Annotated in this window: 12 protein-coding genes; 5 read left to right on the forward strand and 7 right to left on the reverse strand. The window is 49.8% G+C overall.

What is annotated here, in order from left to right:
- Window positions 1-33 precede the first annotated feature (33 nt).
- Complete coding sequence (gene yqfB / locus BZG25_RS09495; protein ID WP_077638974.1) at window positions 34-348, forward strand: N(4)-acetylcytidine aminohydrolase; 315 nt, start codon at window positions 34-36, stop codon at window positions 346-348.
- Between the two features lie 89 nt (window positions 349-437).
- Here the strand turns inward: yqfB and BZG25_RS09500 are convergent, their stop codons facing one another.
- The 3 genes from BZG25_RS09500 to budA are packed head-to-tail and all read right to left on the reverse strand — an operon-like array spanning window position 438 to window position 3,722.
- Window positions 438-1,196, reverse strand: a complete 759-nt coding sequence (locus BZG25_RS09500; protein WP_077577925.1) for an SDR family NAD(P)-dependent oxidoreductase — start codon at window positions 1,194-1,196, stop codon at window positions 438-440.
- A gap of 25 nt (window positions 1,197-1,221) precedes the next feature.
- The gene (alsS, locus tag BZG25_RS09505; protein WP_077577924.1) at window positions 1,222-2,904 is read right to left on the reverse strand and encodes an acetolactate synthase AlsS; all 1,683 of its coding nucleotides are present in this window, start codon (window positions 2,902-2,904) and stop codon (window positions 1,222-1,224) included.
- Between the two features lie 41 nt (window positions 2,905-2,945).
- A complete protein-coding gene (gene budA / locus BZG25_RS09510) occupies window positions 2,946-3,722 on the reverse strand; it encodes an acetolactate decarboxylase (protein WP_077638975.1) in 777 nt (258 codons plus the stop codon).
- A 194-nt stretch (window positions 3,723-3,916) separates the two neighbouring features.
- On the opposite strand from budA, the gene BZG25_RS09515 reads away from it, so the two are divergent.
- Entirely contained in the window at window positions 3,917-4,834 is a 918-nt protein-coding gene (locus BZG25_RS09515) for a LysR family transcriptional regulator (protein WP_077577922.1), read from the forward strand.
- Here the strand turns inward: BZG25_RS09515 and BZG25_RS09520 are convergent.
- Both BZG25_RS09520 and BZG25_RS09525 read right to left on the reverse strand, forming a co-directional pair.
- On the reverse strand, window positions 4,831-5,889 hold the full coding sequence (locus BZG25_RS09520; RefSeq protein WP_077577921.1) for a hypothetical protein: 1,059 nt from the start codon (window positions 5,887-5,889) through the stop codon (window positions 4,831-4,833). The two genes, BZG25_RS09515 and BZG25_RS09520, sit on opposite strands and share 4 nt — an antisense overlap.
- Window positions 5,890-6,013: 124 nt before the next feature.
- Window positions 6,014-7,063: a hypothetical protein gene (locus BZG25_RS09525; protein WP_046073393.1), complete on the reverse strand. Its 1,050-nt coding sequence runs from the start codon at window positions 7,061-7,063 to the stop codon at window positions 6,014-6,016.
- Between the two features lie 330 nt (window positions 7,064-7,393).
- On the opposite strand from BZG25_RS09525, the gene BZG25_RS09530 reads away from it, so the two are divergent.
- The 3 genes from BZG25_RS09530 (at window position 7,394) to BZG25_RS09540 (ending at window position 11,077) form a co-directional block, all read left to right on the forward strand.
- Window positions 7,394-8,173, forward strand: a complete 780-nt coding sequence (locus tag BZG25_RS09530) for a transcriptional regulator (RefSeq protein ID WP_077577920.1) — start codon at window positions 7,394-7,396, stop codon at window positions 8,171-8,173.
- A gap of 306 nt (window positions 8,174-8,479) precedes the next feature.
- A complete protein-coding gene (locus BZG25_RS09535; protein ID WP_077577919.1) occupies window positions 8,480-9,967 on the forward strand; it encodes an aerolysin family beta-barrel pore-forming toxin in 1,488 nt (495 codons plus the stop codon).
- 138 nt (window positions 9,968-10,105) lie between these two features.
- The gene (locus BZG25_RS09540) at window positions 10,106-11,077 is read left to right on the forward strand and encodes an ABC transporter substrate-binding protein (protein WP_046073390.1); all 972 of its coding nucleotides are present in this window, start codon (window positions 10,106-10,108) and stop codon (window positions 11,075-11,077) included.
- 10 nt (window positions 11,078-11,087) lie between these two features.
- Here the strand turns inward: BZG25_RS09540 and BZG25_RS09545 are convergent, their stop codons facing one another.
- Window positions 11,088-11,642 (reverse strand): sugar O-acetyltransferase, encoded by a 555-nt coding sequence (locus BZG25_RS09545; RefSeq protein ID WP_046073389.1) that lies wholly within the window; start codon window positions 11,640-11,642, stop codon window positions 11,088-11,090.
- Between the two features lie 210 nt (window positions 11,643-11,852).
- On the reverse strand, window positions 11,853-14,282 hold the full coding sequence (locus BZG25_RS09550) for a M9 family metallopeptidase (RefSeq protein WP_077577918.1): 2,430 nt from the start codon (window positions 14,280-14,282) through the stop codon (window positions 11,853-11,855).
- Between the last annotated feature and the right edge of the window lie 108 nt (window positions 14,283-14,390).

Here is a 14,390-nt window from a genome sequence, read left to right on the forward strand (position 1 = left end):
CTATAGGCCAACACAGTTTTGGATGAAAACAACATGACTGCCCCGACCAAAATCACCTTTTTCTCCACCTTAACGCCCATGGTGGCCGCCGGTGTTAAAACCATCACTATTCGTGATGAATCCGAAAGTCACTATCAACCCGGTTCGCGCGTCGCGGTACATCAGCTAGAAACCGATCATTATGTGTGTGACATTGTGATCGACAGCGTTGCTCCGCTTGCTTTCGAGGACATTAATGCTCGCCATGCGGAACAAGAGGGAATGTCGTTGACTGAGCTGAAGGCGCTGATTTTGCAAATCTACCCAGAACGCCCGCCGTTGTTTGTGATTGATTTTCATCTGGCTTAACAGCTCGCGCGCTCGCAGCGCGTGGACTGACAGTGCGCCATGAAAAAAGCGCCCGGTAACACGGACGCATCGCGACGCTTGGTGATTTCTCAGACGATTTTGGGTTGACCATCCGAGGCGGTGGCGCCGCCATCAACGGGGAGGTTAACACCGGAAATAAATGATGCATCGTCACTGACAAGAAATGCGACCGCAGACGCGACTTCTTCAGGCTCTGCCGGACGACCTAGTGCGATACGTTCATTGAACTTTTCCCGCACCGATTCGGGCCAGCCATTGGTCATGTTGGTCTTGACCAAGCTAGGACAGACGGCATTAATGCGCACGCCTTGAAGGCCGTGATCGAGTGCCATGGCACGTGTCAAGTTCACAACGGCGCCTTTGGCGGCACAGTAAAAAGCCGCGCCCCAATCACCGCCTAGGCCTGATACTGATGCCGTGTTTACCATTGAACCTTTGGTTTTAATTAACTCAGGCATGGCGTATTTGGCGCAAAAAACCACACCATCAATATCTACTCCTGATACTTTCTCCCAGTCAGCCAGAGTGCCGTCAATGACCGAACCAGGCGTATGCACCCCTGCGTTATTGATCAGCATATCTAGCTGCCCAAAGTGGGATACCACTTCTTGAATCATGGCTTCTACCGCTTTTGGATCTGACACATCGACAGAGAGCTTCAAGACGCGATCAGCATCGTATTTTGCTGCAGTGTCATTTAATGCCGCTTGGTTCCAGTCTGCAATGGCCACTTTGGCACCTTCTTGATAGAGGCGGTCGGTAATGGCTGCGCCAATGCCGTTGGCTGCGCCAGTAATCAATGCGACTTTTTGGTTAATACCTTTCATTGTGTTCTCCTTTTTATCTGATTGATCAAGCAAATACCGGATCCATACTGCCGGCCTCACGCGGGGCCATTAGCTTGTAGTTGTCACTGTAATCGACGGGGATCGCGATCACGGCGGGTCCTTCGGTGTCCATGGCTTGCTTCAATTGACTGGCAAGATCTTCTTGGCGTGTGACCGCAAAACCTTTGGCACCAAACGCCTCGGCGTAGGCTTTAAAGTCAATCGGGCCGAATTTCACACCGGAAAAGCGCTGATATTTTTTGACCTCTTGCATCTCTACCATGTTGTAGGCGTTGTCCACCCAAATAATGTGTAGCAAGTTGCATTTGAGGCGCACAGCAGTTTCAAGCTCCATGCTTGATTGCATAAACCCACCGTCACCGGAAACGGACACCACTTTGCGATCGGGATTGAGCAAGCTAGCACCAATTCCCCAAGGAAGGGCGACGCCCATGGTTTGTTGGCCGTTCGAGACCAACAATTGACGGGAACGGAAGCAGTTGAGGTAACGAGCAATCCAAATGTGGAAACTACCCATGTCCAAGCACAAGGTTGTGTCTGGGGTGATCACATCCTGCATCACTTTGATTAGGTGTAACGGATGCAAAGCAAACTCTTGGTGTGAATGGCTATAAGCACGAATCGCTTGACGTTGGTGGGCGACTTCTTCGAGCACATCGACGGTGGTAGATGGCATCAGCCAGTGATGATCGAGCTGCTCGGTGAGTGCTTTCAGGGTTGGCTCAATTTGGCCAACGAGCTCAACGCTGGGGCGATAGTAATGCTCGATTTCCGCAGGCTCGACATCAATATGCACGATGTCTGTGTGTTGGGTATTCCAAAGCTCAGGATCGTATTCAATCGGGCTAAAGCCAATGGTGATGATAAGGTCTGCATTTGCGAGCAATAGATCACCGGGCTGGTTGTTGAACAAACCCACCCGACCCGCAAAGCGCTGGTAGTAGCTGATATCAACAGTACCTGCCGCCTGATAGGTGCCGAGAACGGGTAATTGGGTACGATTGAGCAGAGTACGAATAGCGGCGGCATTCTCGGGGCGGCTGGCTTGTAAGCCTAGGAGAAACACAGGATTTTTCGCTGCTTTGATTTTATTGGCTGCCTCGCTGATGGCTCGCGTATCTGCCATGCCGGGCTGGGCGGGGAAGGTCGGTGCGAGGATATCACTTTCAACGGGTTCGTTGAGAATGTCCATGGGCAGACTGACAAAGGCAGCGCCGGGGCGGCCGCTTTCTGCTGAGCGGAAGGCATTGGCAAGGATCTCAGACGCAGCAGTGCTGGCTTGAACCTCGGCGCTGTATTTGGTGACGGAGCGGAATACGCTCACTGTATCAAGGCTTTGGTGGGTTTGTTTTTGTTGATCGGCCCGTTTTACCGCGCCCCCTAATGCGACCAAGGGATCGCCTTCTGAGGTTGCGGTTGCCAGACCGGTGACCAAGTTGGCACAGCCTGGGCCAGAGGTCACCATAGTCACACCCGCCTTACCGGTTAGACGGCCGACGACGCCTGCCATAAAGGCGCCATTCGCCTCGTGACGAATGGGGATCATCTTGATGTTGGTGTCTTCAACGGCGTCAAAGAGACGGTCGATTTTGGCGCCAGGAATACCAAAAATGTATTCTACACCTTGTTGTTCTAGGTGATTTGCGATCAGTTGTGCGCCATTGTCCCACTGTGTTTTTGTAGTCATGTTGGGCTCCTCGTGAGGTTGTCTCCCAATGGGAGGTGATATTATTTTTCTGCTTGTTCGATAGCGGCGTGTATGTTGTCCGAGGTTAAGTTCGCGTCGAGGAAGCTGGCATTGGTCGGAAGATCAATCACCAGTTTAGAGACCCGCCCAATTTGCAAGGTACCACAAGCCAATTCGTAGTCTTGGACATGGCCACCGCCTTGGCGTGTGTCAGTGATAAAGTGCTCGTGATAGCCAGCGACATTGATCCCTTGGGTGTATTGTGGGCTGCGGAAGCCAGCAATCACGCCATTGACATGGTCAAAGCGAAACTCAGGTTGTGCAGCGATGGCCTCAAGCATGGGTTTGTACGGCGGCGTTTGTTTGGGCACAGTGCGAGTGCGAACATGCTCAAAGGCACCATCGATACGAACCGCACAAAAAATATTGTCGCTTGGCACCAAGCTATCGATGACATCATGCAGCTCTTGGCGCGACATGGGGTGATCAAAAGTCTGGCTGATCTCTGGCTTGAAGAAGGTCATGACCGCAAAGGGGGTCTTTTGGTCCGGGTCGGCATGACGCGCCGAGCCATCACCGCGCAGCTGGAATATGGTTTTATCAAAGGCGATGAGCTCACCGTCGAGTTGGTTGAATGTGCCGAGGCCGAAGTCGCCATGTTTGAGGAGATCGGCCATGGTGGTGTCGCCCTCGTAGATGCCATCAATCAAGGCACTCATCAGGGAGGTTTGATAGATTTCGCCTTCACCCGTGTGTTGGTGATGCTCAACGTAGGCGGCCGCAATGTGCTCGGCACAGTGGCAGGTTTGGGTGCTCATAAAGCGTCCTCGTTAACCGTATTTAACGACCGTTCTGATAATCAAACGGTTCGTTGCGTGAAACCTATAGTTATGATGCGAGCTGACGTGAATAGCATCCAATACAAAAAAGGTTGGCTTTGATATCGAAAAGATATGGCACATAAAAAACGTGGTAAGATACTGAATATCAGAGACTTCTCAGAGGTAGAGTCATGGAGCTAAGGTATTTACGGTATTTTGTAACGGTGGCAGAGTGCCGACACTTCACCCGCGCAGCCGAAAAATTGGGCATTGCGCAACCACCACTGAGTCAACAAATTAAAAAGCTAGAGCAAGAGGTGGGCGTGCCTTTGTTTGAGCGTTTGTCGCGTGGGGTGGCGCTAACGCCGGCCGGTCAGGTGCTTTATGATGATGCGGTGAAAATCTTGGCGCAGTTGGATCACGCCGTGCAGCGGGTCAAACAAGTGGCGCGAGGAGAGCGGAATCAACTACGGCTTGGGTTTGCCAGCTCCACGGTGGTGAGCCAAGCCGTGTTAGAACTGGTTCGGCGATTACAGCAAGCCCATCCAGAGATTGATTTTCAACCAATAGAGCTGCCCATGCCTTCTTTGGTGGAAACCTTGCGTCAGCAGGATGTCGATCTCGCCTTTCTACGCTTACCATGTTATGCCAGTGAACACGTGGCGCACACGCCGCTGTTTCCTGACCCGTTTAAGCTAGTGGTGCCCGCTAATCATGCCTTTGCCAAGCAGCAAAGCGTGACGTTGTCACAATTGGGCGATGATCCGATTATTCTGTTTCCACGTGATATTGGCCCAGGGTTACATGATGCTTTGGTGGACGCATTAAAAGGAGCAGGACTGGCGCCCTCGAATGCCTCGTTGGCACCGCAATTACATTCAGCAACGGCAATGGTGTCAGCGGGGTTTGGTATTGCCTTGGTACCTGAATCATTGACCACACAGCTGAGCGATCATGTCGCTGTCGTCGCGGTTGAAGATATGCCGTTAGTCAGCCACGTCGTACTCGCGTGGCAGCGCACCAATACCGCTCAGGGTGTGCGTCGGTGTATTCATACCGCACGTGAACAAAGTGAACGGTTAGCGTCAGAGGCCTTCATGGGCGACTAAGATTGCTGAGCTGCACGTTGCAGAAATTCCAACTGCATTCGCTCTTGCTCACTCATTTGATAGGGCTCGTCGGATAACTGTCCGGTGTCAAAAACACCGAGTGAATAATGATCCTGTGGGCTGATGCCAAATTGTGCCCGCTCACCGGGATAGCCCGACATACGCTCAATCACCACGTCTTTCAGTTGCCATTCATCGCCATAGCCACGCATCGAGGCTCGAAAAGCGCGTAGCTCTAGCGTTTGCTCGCCCTCACTGAGGCGTGTCTTATTGGTTAATACCGCAACGGGTTGATCGTCAGCAGTAAATAGATTAGCACGTACCCGATAAATACCGCCTTTGTCGATATCCAAAACGAGCGGGATAACCATATCCGGCCCGCGGCCGAAAACTGGCTTCACCCCTTTCACTTCCGCAATGGGCTGATAAAGACGAAAGTCGGCGGTGAGCACATCGTCGCCCCCATCAAAACTGAGGGCTGCTTTAAGGCGAAGCTCGACAGGCCAATCGGCTTCGGGCTCAATGTTCCACTGTGTATCTGTGACATCGAGGTGGGTCAATTCCCGATTAGCCTCGACATCAATGACCGACAAAGTCGCGTGATTAAAAGAGGCAGGGGTGACCAGTGAGGCTTGGATATTTTCTGGATAAAAGTAACGGTATTGGTTGAGCTTTAATGCCGCTTTCACTGAGCCATCGAGAATTGGCATTGGGGTCGAGATATGTTGATTCCAGTGTAAATACGGGCTTTGTTTTGATGGAATGGGGATCGAGTAGTCGGGATGCTGGATTTGCTCTGCATAATCGGCGGCAATGTAGCTCAGTGTCGGCGCCATCGAGGTTTTCATCACATCGGGCTCGGCAGGTTGAGCTTGTGCTTTGTGGCGCGTGGTATCAGAAAGGGAGGAGGCGGCTTCACGCATACTCGGGGGCGAAGGTGTGTGGCCACGTTCGGTCGTCGTTTGATGTGTCAGCGTGTCTGGTGCATCTAGCCATAAATACGCTGTCGTTCCCATTGATACGACCAAGGTTACTGCGAGCAGCAGTCTAGTCATAGTAATCCCTAATTAATGTGTTACAGCCACGGTAGCACAGGAAAGAAAAGCGAATAAATCCAACCTGCTGCCCTTATCTCGATGAAAGGGCAGCTTTGTTAATCACGTCACAGCCTGTCCGAAATCATTGTGGGAGGGCATGAACCAGCTCCGACAAGGTGTCACGGTCTGAATCACGGACATAACGGTACTTCTTACCAAACCAGCCATCTTCGTCAATGGTCTCGACAGCGATACGAGACTGATCGCCGAGCTTAAGCTCAGGATCGGTGGCTGTTACTTTGCCTTTATGCCAAGGATTAAAGATAGTCAGATGGCTATACTTATCGCCCATCAATAGCGGGTAGTGTGAGGGCATAAAGCGTCGAACCCCTTTGTGGACATAATCTAATTGGCCATCAAACTCAATGGCGGTTGAACAACTATCAAATGCATCGACATCGGCGGCACCACAGGCCGAGTGGGCGGCGACCACGCCATCGTCGCTGCCTGGTATAAAGGGTGATGTCGCCCCTAAGAAGTCAGAGCCATTGCCCACGAAACGAATACGCGGTACACGGTTATCAGGCCACATGGCGAGTTGGCGCGCGTTTGCCACTTTCAAGTCGTTCAGTACGCCGATATTGTCTTTGCTGGGGAGTTGTCCCATCCACAGTGACACGGCTTTTTTCATCGCATGATTTAGCCAACCACCACCTTCAGCAACATTCACCGCGATGTTGGCCAGTTCAACGCCGCCGCCTGCGCCTGCAAAGTCAAAGGTGCCGACAATGTTGAGTGGCTCGAGCCCTGCGTTATTCAGCCAGTTTGCTTGGTTGTCTAACAGGTAGCGTGCCACCAAGTCGCCGGTAGAGTGGGTCACTAAAATGCAGCCGGACAGACAGGTTTTTTGCTCGGAAAGCGTTTTTAATGCAGGCCATAGATAGTCTGATGCAATCTTTCCTTCGATCCGCTCGTGAGCGGGCCAATCGACACGGGCATCAGCATGCTGTAACCAGTAGTTTTGCCAGTAGTCTGAACCATCTACGGCTACTTGATCACGATCTGGTCGGCTTTGTAGTTGATCGGGTTGAAAGCCATGGATTAAAACGACTTTGTAGGGTCCTATGGCTGCAAAACTTGCAGCAGAGAACAATGCAGAGAGGATGAAGAGTGTTTTATAAATATATTTCATTATTGTTGCCAACCTGTTTTGAGTAAACACTCAGTATTTATAGCTGATTATAAACTCATTGCCATAGTAATAAATGGGTCAGCAAAAGAAAATTTAAACGAAAAAAGAAGAAAGCACCCTATCCATACCCTTGTTTTGTATAGTAAATGACCGTATTTTGTGTGAAGAGACATCAGCTGAACCCAGTATTAGCCATATATTGTGAGGGGTTAATATTTTTATGAATAAACGGGTTAATCACATCATTTCTTGAAATGTGATCTTGTTTCTAAATAAAACGATGTTTATCGCACTAAATAACTGATTGTTTTATTATTAAAAGAAAAAACTATGATTTATTTCGACAATGTCGCAAGGAAACTCCACAACGATCACAAGTCAACTCGAATTGGATTTCGCGAGACGCTTGTCCTTGAGTGCCTTCTGCAGCACGCACCGCAAGCCGTCAGTAAGCAGACGCTGATCTGTTATAGCTGGGGGAGTGAGTACATTGGTCAGACGTCGCTGGCTAAATCAGTCAGTGCTTTGCGGCGCGCCTTGATCGCAATAGGTGCAGACGCTTCATTGGTGGTCACGGTCCCTAAGTATGGCTACCGATTAACACAAGGCATGATCGCTCATCATACCGCTGAGCCCGCATGTAGTGGGGTAGATGACGTTACGCCATTACCTCAACCTTCCCTCCCTCAAACAGGGCGATCCTCACACCCTAAGCCATCAAGTCCGGCTCAGCGTAAAGTGCCTCTCTACCGGCAGTGTTTGTTGATTGCGATAACACTATTGCTGTGCGTGGCAACAAGCGTGTTTGTGGTTGGAAAAATGAATGGATGGCGGTGGAGTGATTGGGTTCAGCGAGGAGGGTTAAATCAAAAGCGTGTTGGGGCGCTTTACGTGTTTTACCCGCCCGGTAGTGAGCTCGGCTTTTCTATAGAGCAATTTTTAACTCATAGCCAGTGTAACTGCCTTGTTTATATTGAAAAAAGACACAAGTACTCCACCTTTCTTTTTGTTTCAAAGCAGACCCATCGGAGCACTTTTATTCGATACTCTCCGCTCAATATTATTCATGCGACACAAAAAATAGATGAATTTCTTCAGCAGGAAAAATAATACGCTAGATTCATAAGCAACAACTAAATTTATTCTCATGCCCAAACATGATGTTCTGATAGGCTAAAAATAGAGCCTTAACTCTATTTTCATCACCAGCTTCCTCCCTTATTTTATTGAATGAAAATCACATTGAATATTTGGTGTTTTTTTGAATGCCTAGCGGTAACTTTATGAAGTTTAGGAGGAATTAATTTCAACGCTTTTCATTATTTTTTATTGAACCGTTATGAAAGGGTAAGGGCTGCGACGACCATGACAGTCGCACTATGACTCTTATTTAAGGTTCAATAAGGAATACGTCAAATGGCTAATACAATACGTGTAACGGCGCTCACTGTGTCCAGCCTATCAGTACTGGTTTATGCTGGGCTCGCGCAGGCAAATATTTATCCTGATCAAATTGTGCTCGATAACTTAGGTGATGACCAATGTCGCGCGAATTACCGCCCCCTTACTGCCGATGAAGCAAGCACACATCGTCATTTTCTGATGGATCGCATGGGACAGTGGCAGATTTCCGGCCTAGCAGGTGATTGGGCCATTATGGGCAGTGGATACAACGGTGAAATCAAGCAATACGGCCAGACGGCCGATACTTGGTGTTATCCAGAAAACGATGAGGGCGAAATTCCTCATTATGCTGCCAAAAGCATCCCTGAGGGCACAGAACTTGATATCCAGTATGCACTCGTGAATAACCGCAGTGAGTTTGTTAAACCACTGAGCTATCTCGCGCATTATCTCGGTTATGCATGGGTAGGTGGCAACCACAGTGACTATGTCGGTGAAGATATGGACGTCTGGCGCTCAGGTGATAAGTGGCATATTCGCGGTAATAATGACGGGGGCTGTGATGGCTATCGTTGTAGTGATAAGACCACTATCACGGTCGATAATTTTGCTTATACCCTCAATGATAGCGATTTCTGGCACGGTGATGTGGTCGAGTCTGATCGCCAGTTAGTTAAAACTGTTTCAGCGGTAGCACGGAATAATACCGATATTGATCAACAGGTTGTGGTCGATCTTAAAGTCGATGAATCCACCAGTTGGGAAAAAACCAACACCTATGGCTTTTCACAAAAAGTGGAAACTGAAAACAGTTTTGATTGGCCGCTGGTGGGTGAGACCAAGTTAACCATTTCTTTTGAGGCAAACCAAAGTTTTGCCAGCAGCAATGGCGGCGCGAGCAGCGAGCAAGTGACCTTGCAAGCACGTCCTTTCGTTCCAGCACACTCAGAGATCCCCATCCGTGTTGAGTTATATCGCTCAAGCATTTCGTATCCTTATCGCTTCGGCGCAGACATCAGTTATGACGTTAACTTTAACGGTTTCTTGCGCTGGGGCGGCAATGCATGGCACTCCCATCCAGACAATCGCCCTACACATGACCATACCTTCACCATGGGCCGCAGTAGCCAGCCGTCTGCCGATATTGCCTATCAGTGGCATCATCGTTATATCCCAGGTGAAGTAAAATGGTGGGACTGGAGTTGGGCCATTGAGAAATACGGCCTACAGAGTATGCAATGGGCAACAGGCAAAAGCTTACGTCCTTTCTACTCCCACGTATCTGGCGATTTCTATGCAGAGTCACAATACGCGGGCACTATCGAAGTCGGACAAGCGAAGTCGCAAACCTCTCGTCAAACGCGCAGTAAGCGGTCTGCGACGCCCATGGCAAGTCATGATAGCGCAAATGGGGTGGAGCTCATTTCCAACTTTGATTCGGATGAGTTGGCCGCACTCGGATTTGAAAATGCTGAACTGACGATTAAACCTGCTCAGTAAGCCGAAAATGCAGGCAATCAGCAAACGTGCCGCACCCAAGAGGTGCGGCTTTTTTTCAGGTGGCGGGTGGGGGAACGTCTCACTTCAAAATCTTGTTCTACAGTTGTAGAAGGTTGAACTCGGCGTCAAGGAGCCATAATGAAACTCTATTTACAAATCCTGGCCTTCTATTTGATGAGCGTTGCACCCACTTGGGCTGCCGATGTACTGCTGGTTCAGAGTTATCATAAAGAATACGGCTGGGATGAAAGCTATATCCGTGGGCTTGAAAGTACGCTTGGCGATGATGTGACGCTACATACTTTTGAAATGGATACTAAGCGCTTACCCAGGTCTCAGTTTGACGCGCAAGCAGATAAAGCGTTGGCGCTTTATCAAAAGATTAGCCCCGAGGTCGTTGTTCTTGGAGATGATAATGCGTTGAGCCATATGCTGCCGAGACTGAGAAACGAAGATATCGATATAGTGTTTTTAGGTATTAACTCCAATCCACGTCGATTAATGGCGAAATACGCCGGTACGGCGCGAGTCACTGGTGTGTTGGAGCGTCCCTTGTTTGCTCGCAGTATGAAAGAGATGAGCGAATTATTAGGGAAAGATCAAATGAAGGTAAAAATCCTCTTTGATGCGGGCACCACGGCGACGATTGCAACCGATCACATCGCCAACCAATATGAAGATTTGAAACAACAGCTGGGTATCGATGTGACCATCGAAAATCACCGCTTGTTTTCGTCTTGGAAAAACTCAGTAGAGCAATCCGATGATTACGACGCGATTGTGGTTGGTTTATACCAAATTATCCGCAATGAGTCGGACAAAGTGGTTGATGCCAATAAAGTGCTCTCATGGACTAATGAAAACAGTGAGACACCTTTGTTTGGCTTTTGGGACTTTTCGGTCGGGAAAGGCCAAACTGCTGGCGGGGTCGTGCTATTTGGCGAATCCCAGGGTATACAAGCGGGCAAATACGTCAACCGCGTGTTGGCGGGTGAAGAAGCCTCGGAAATTTCGGTTATTCATGGCAAAAAAGGGAGAGCCATTTATAGCGCCACAGAATTTGAGCGCTGGGGGCTGACTCCTCCGACACATTGGCGAAATATCGACTAGTTTGTCTGTCTCACTTGCCATTGAGCGTTTTTATATAGTGAGCGGGTGTGCCACCGTAAAGACTGTCAGGTGGCACATCTTGTTTCACCACGGCGTTTGCTGCAATGACACTGCGCGCGCCGATCGTCACGCCTTGGCAGATCACCACATTGCCGCCAATCCACACATCGTCTTCCACCACGATGGGTTTGCACCAGGTCTCCCACGATCGGCGGCTTTGATAATCGAGAGAGTGAGTGGGAGTGTAAAACTGGGTATTGGGGCCAATCAGCACATGGTCACCGATAGTGATCGGAGCGCCATCGAGCATAGTGACATTCATATTGATTAAGCTATTGCTGCCAACCCGAATGGTCTCACCAAATTCACAATGGAACGGCGGTTGGATCACCGAACCTTCGCCGATAGCACTTAATAACTCGCGCAGCAGTTGCTGCCTTGTCGTCGTCTCTATTGTTTGATTGAATGCCAGTAAGGTTCGTGTGGCATGGTCTCGCCTGATATCAATGGATCCATCACTGTCATCGAAGACAAGTCCTTGGCACATTTTTTCCCATTCGGTCATGGTTTCTCCTTATTATTCGTGAACAGTGATACAAGACCAGTCATGACGGCATTATCTCAGTTTGTGGGAGCGTGAAAACAGAAATCATTCCTTAAGCGTTTTTCCTCTTTCTATTATTTTCCTCCTCCTATGGAAATCGAACAAAAAAGCGCCACTCGGCAGTGGCGCTTGGTAGAATTTTTTTAGTGCTTAGTGCTTAGTGCTTAGCGATCAGCGAAAGTAAACACGCACATCGGTTTGGCTTCGGCTTCCATCACCCGTGAGCAGCAGGTGCAGACGTTGCTGATCACGTAAATCGACCTCGATATACTGGTTGCTGCCCGGCACGTCTGAAACGGCTTGATTTTGTGCTTGCGTTGGCCAGTAATCCTCGGCGGCGAATACGCTCAGATCGCCCGCGTCACCATCCGCCATGACCCACACTTGTGCTTTGGTTGCGCCTTCAGGCACATCGGCATACAGGTAACGACGTTGATAAACGCTGATGCTATTGGGACTCGCGACGTTAAGCTGAGCCGGGCGCAAGTCATCGGTGCCAGCCGGTGTTTCAGGCTCTGGCGTTGGCTCGGGATCGACTTGGCCTTCCGCATTTACCGCGACGGTGACATCAGTAAAGTCTCCACGTCCGGTGACACTTAAGGTATAGCGGCCTGGTTCTACATCATTAAGCGTCACGGTCTCATGACTGGTTTGGTTCCACTCAGTGGCATCAAAATCGTAATAGTGCGCTTGACGACCTTTCGCCACGTAGAGATCCGCGTTTCCTTGCCCCGCAATGCTAAATGTAAGCGCATTGGCAGGCTGAGCAATATCAATCTGATACAGGTGCTCACTGTACGCTTGTCCACTGATGGTGACCGTTTGTCCCAATGATAGCGTTGTTACCTCTGGCTGCTCTGGCTCGGGATCAGGGTCTGGACGTGGTGGTTCACCGCCACCGGTGTTATCCAAGGTGTTCAGCCACTGCGCAAAGGCCTGGTCATAACGATGGCCATAGTCTTTGACTAAATTTGCCCACTGCTCGAATTTCCCGGAGCGCCCGGCTTCAAGCAAGGTTTCTACAGCATCTGGATGCTGTTCAAACAAGAAGCGTACCGCCAAATAGCCCCAGCGATATACGCGGTTCACATCATGCTGGTAGGTGGTGGCAAAGACTTCACTGAGTGAATAGCCGCCTTCTTTACCCAAGCGTATGGCGTCGGCATAGTCATCGCCATGGGCCATATACTCCGCAAAGCCTTCAAGCCACCACACTGTATGACCGTGGCGAAGCACGTCGTTGAAATCGCCGTACATATTAAAGCGCCCATCCAGATAGTGAACGTACTCGTGCTCAAGGTTCCAAATGGAAAGCGATTGGCCATTATCATTACGGTACGCGATAAAACGGGCTTGGTTATCTGGATCGGCAGGGTTACCTTCTAAGTATTGGCCGCCATTGTCCGTCGAGTTACCAAACAAAAATGAGGAATAGGTTTTGTAGTCGGACGGGTTATCAAATACCACGACTTCAACACTGTCGTTTAGATCATCGGCGACGGCCTGATAGCCTGAGTTCACGGTTTGATGGAAGGCGACTTCTTTTTGATGCAGGCTTTCGCATGCTTGTTGCGATTGGGCCTGTGTCATGCTTTGTGAGCGAATGATCGCCGGGCCTTCACATTGGTGGCGATAAGGTACCACTTTGGCTTCCAGTGTCGCTTTGGCGTCAGACAGACCTAATTCGGTCATTTTATCGGGGGCGTAAGCATCCACCATTTCTACCATGCCTACCCAAACCGCGTCGTTTTTGCCGCCCAGTGGGAAACGGGGTAACAGGTCGCGATAATGACTCATCACACGATCTCGCACGCTGGCTTGTGGCGCCATCAATAGCCGCCCCATTTCACGGACGGTATTCGACACCAATAGTGCACCGTGCTCGCTGTTGGACAGTTGTGGGTTATCCAACACGAATTGATAGAGACGGTCAATCAATGAGAGATCGGCAGCAAGCTCGTCATAAAAGGCCTGACGTGATTGGTGGCCTGCCATGGCACGGAAAAGGTTATTCAGTGCATCCGCGTAACGGCGTTCATGTAAGCGATCTTGCCTGAGGTTTTCAAGTAGTTGAATTTGTAGGTCCAAAGTTTGCGGTAAACGCTTGATGCTATCGGCCATCAGCGTTAAGCCATGCAAGGCATCGGTTTGGGCGCTACCTTTTGCCGTTGCGTAGGGTGAGCGCAAAAAAGTATTGATGGCATCCGCAAGGCGGTCGTCTAGTGCGTCCGAAAAGTCGGCGTTCGCTTTATCACTATAAAAGCGAACATAGTAGGCGGCGCGCACATACTCGGCTAAGTTAGCAATTTGGCGGGCTTGGCTGTCATCCCCTTGATAATTGGCAATGGTCTGCGCGAGGCGCTGCGTCACTTTGTTTACAAAGGTTTCTTGGTAGACGTTGTGATATCGAATAGACGTGGTGTCGTACCAGCTGGTAAAGCAACTGCGTTCAGCACTCATAATGGCTTGGAGCGGCATGTTACTGGCCGCTAAATCGGCAATGTCACATTGAGCATCAGCCCATGCACTGGTGCTACTAAAGGCAGCAAGCGCAATGAGTGCCGATAGAGTTTTGGGTCGGGAAGGAAATAGTGTATACATTTCAAGCTCCTAGATATGATTAGGCGGAGCCGTTATAACGATTTTCCCGACACTATTGGTTTAATCAGCCTAAAAATTAGGGCTTGGTTCCGTTTTCTTTTTAAAGTC

It is taken from the genome of Salinivibrio sp. ML198 (assembly GCF_001996015.1).
GTDB classification, from domain to species: domain Bacteria; phylum Pseudomonadota; class Gammaproteobacteria; order Enterobacterales; family Vibrionaceae; genus Salinivibrio; species Salinivibrio siamensis.

Bases quoted from the DNA above. Each gene is read 5' to 3' on its own strand.
- yqfB (WP_077638974.1), top strand. From the start codon at position 34: ATGACTGCCCCGACCAAAATCACCTTTTTCTCCACCTTAACGCCCATG.
- BZG25_RS09500 (WP_077577925.1), bottom strand. From the start codon at position 1,196: ATGAAAGGTATTAACCAAAAAGTCGCATTGATTACTGGCGCAGCCAAC.
- alsS (WP_077577924.1), bottom strand. From the start codon at position 2,904: ATGACTACAAAAACACAGTGGGACAATGGCGCACAACTGATCGCAAAT.
- budA (WP_077638975.1), bottom strand. From the start codon at position 3,722: ATGAGCACCCAAACCTGCCACTGTGCCGAGCACATTGCGGCCGCCTAC.
- BZG25_RS09515 (WP_077577922.1), top strand. From the start codon at position 3,917: ATGGAGCTAAGGTATTTACGGTATTTTGTAACGGTGGCAGAGTGCCGA.
- BZG25_RS09520 (WP_077577921.1), bottom strand. From the start codon at position 5,889: ATGACTAGACTGCTGCTCGCAGTAACCTTGGTCGTATCAATGGGAACG.
- BZG25_RS09525 (WP_046073393.1), bottom strand. From the start codon at position 7,063: ATGAAATATATTTATAAAACACTCTTCATCCTCTCTGCATTGTTCTCT.
- BZG25_RS09530 (WP_077577920.1), top strand. From the start codon at position 7,394: ATGATTTATTTCGACAATGTCGCAAGGAAACTCCACAACGATCACAAG.
- BZG25_RS09535 (WP_077577919.1), top strand. From the start codon at position 8,480: ATGGCTAATACAATACGTGTAACGGCGCTCACTGTGTCCAGCCTATCA.
- BZG25_RS09540 (WP_046073390.1), top strand. From the start codon at position 10,106: ATGAAACTCTATTTACAAATCCTGGCCTTCTATTTGATGAGCGTTGCA.
- BZG25_RS09545 (WP_046073389.1), bottom strand. From the start codon at position 11,642: ATGACCGAATGGGAAAAAATGTGCCAAGGACTTGTCTTCGATGACAGT.
- BZG25_RS09550 (WP_077577918.1), bottom strand. From the start codon at position 14,282: ATGTATACACTATTTCCTTCCCGACCCAAAACTCTATCGGCACTCATT.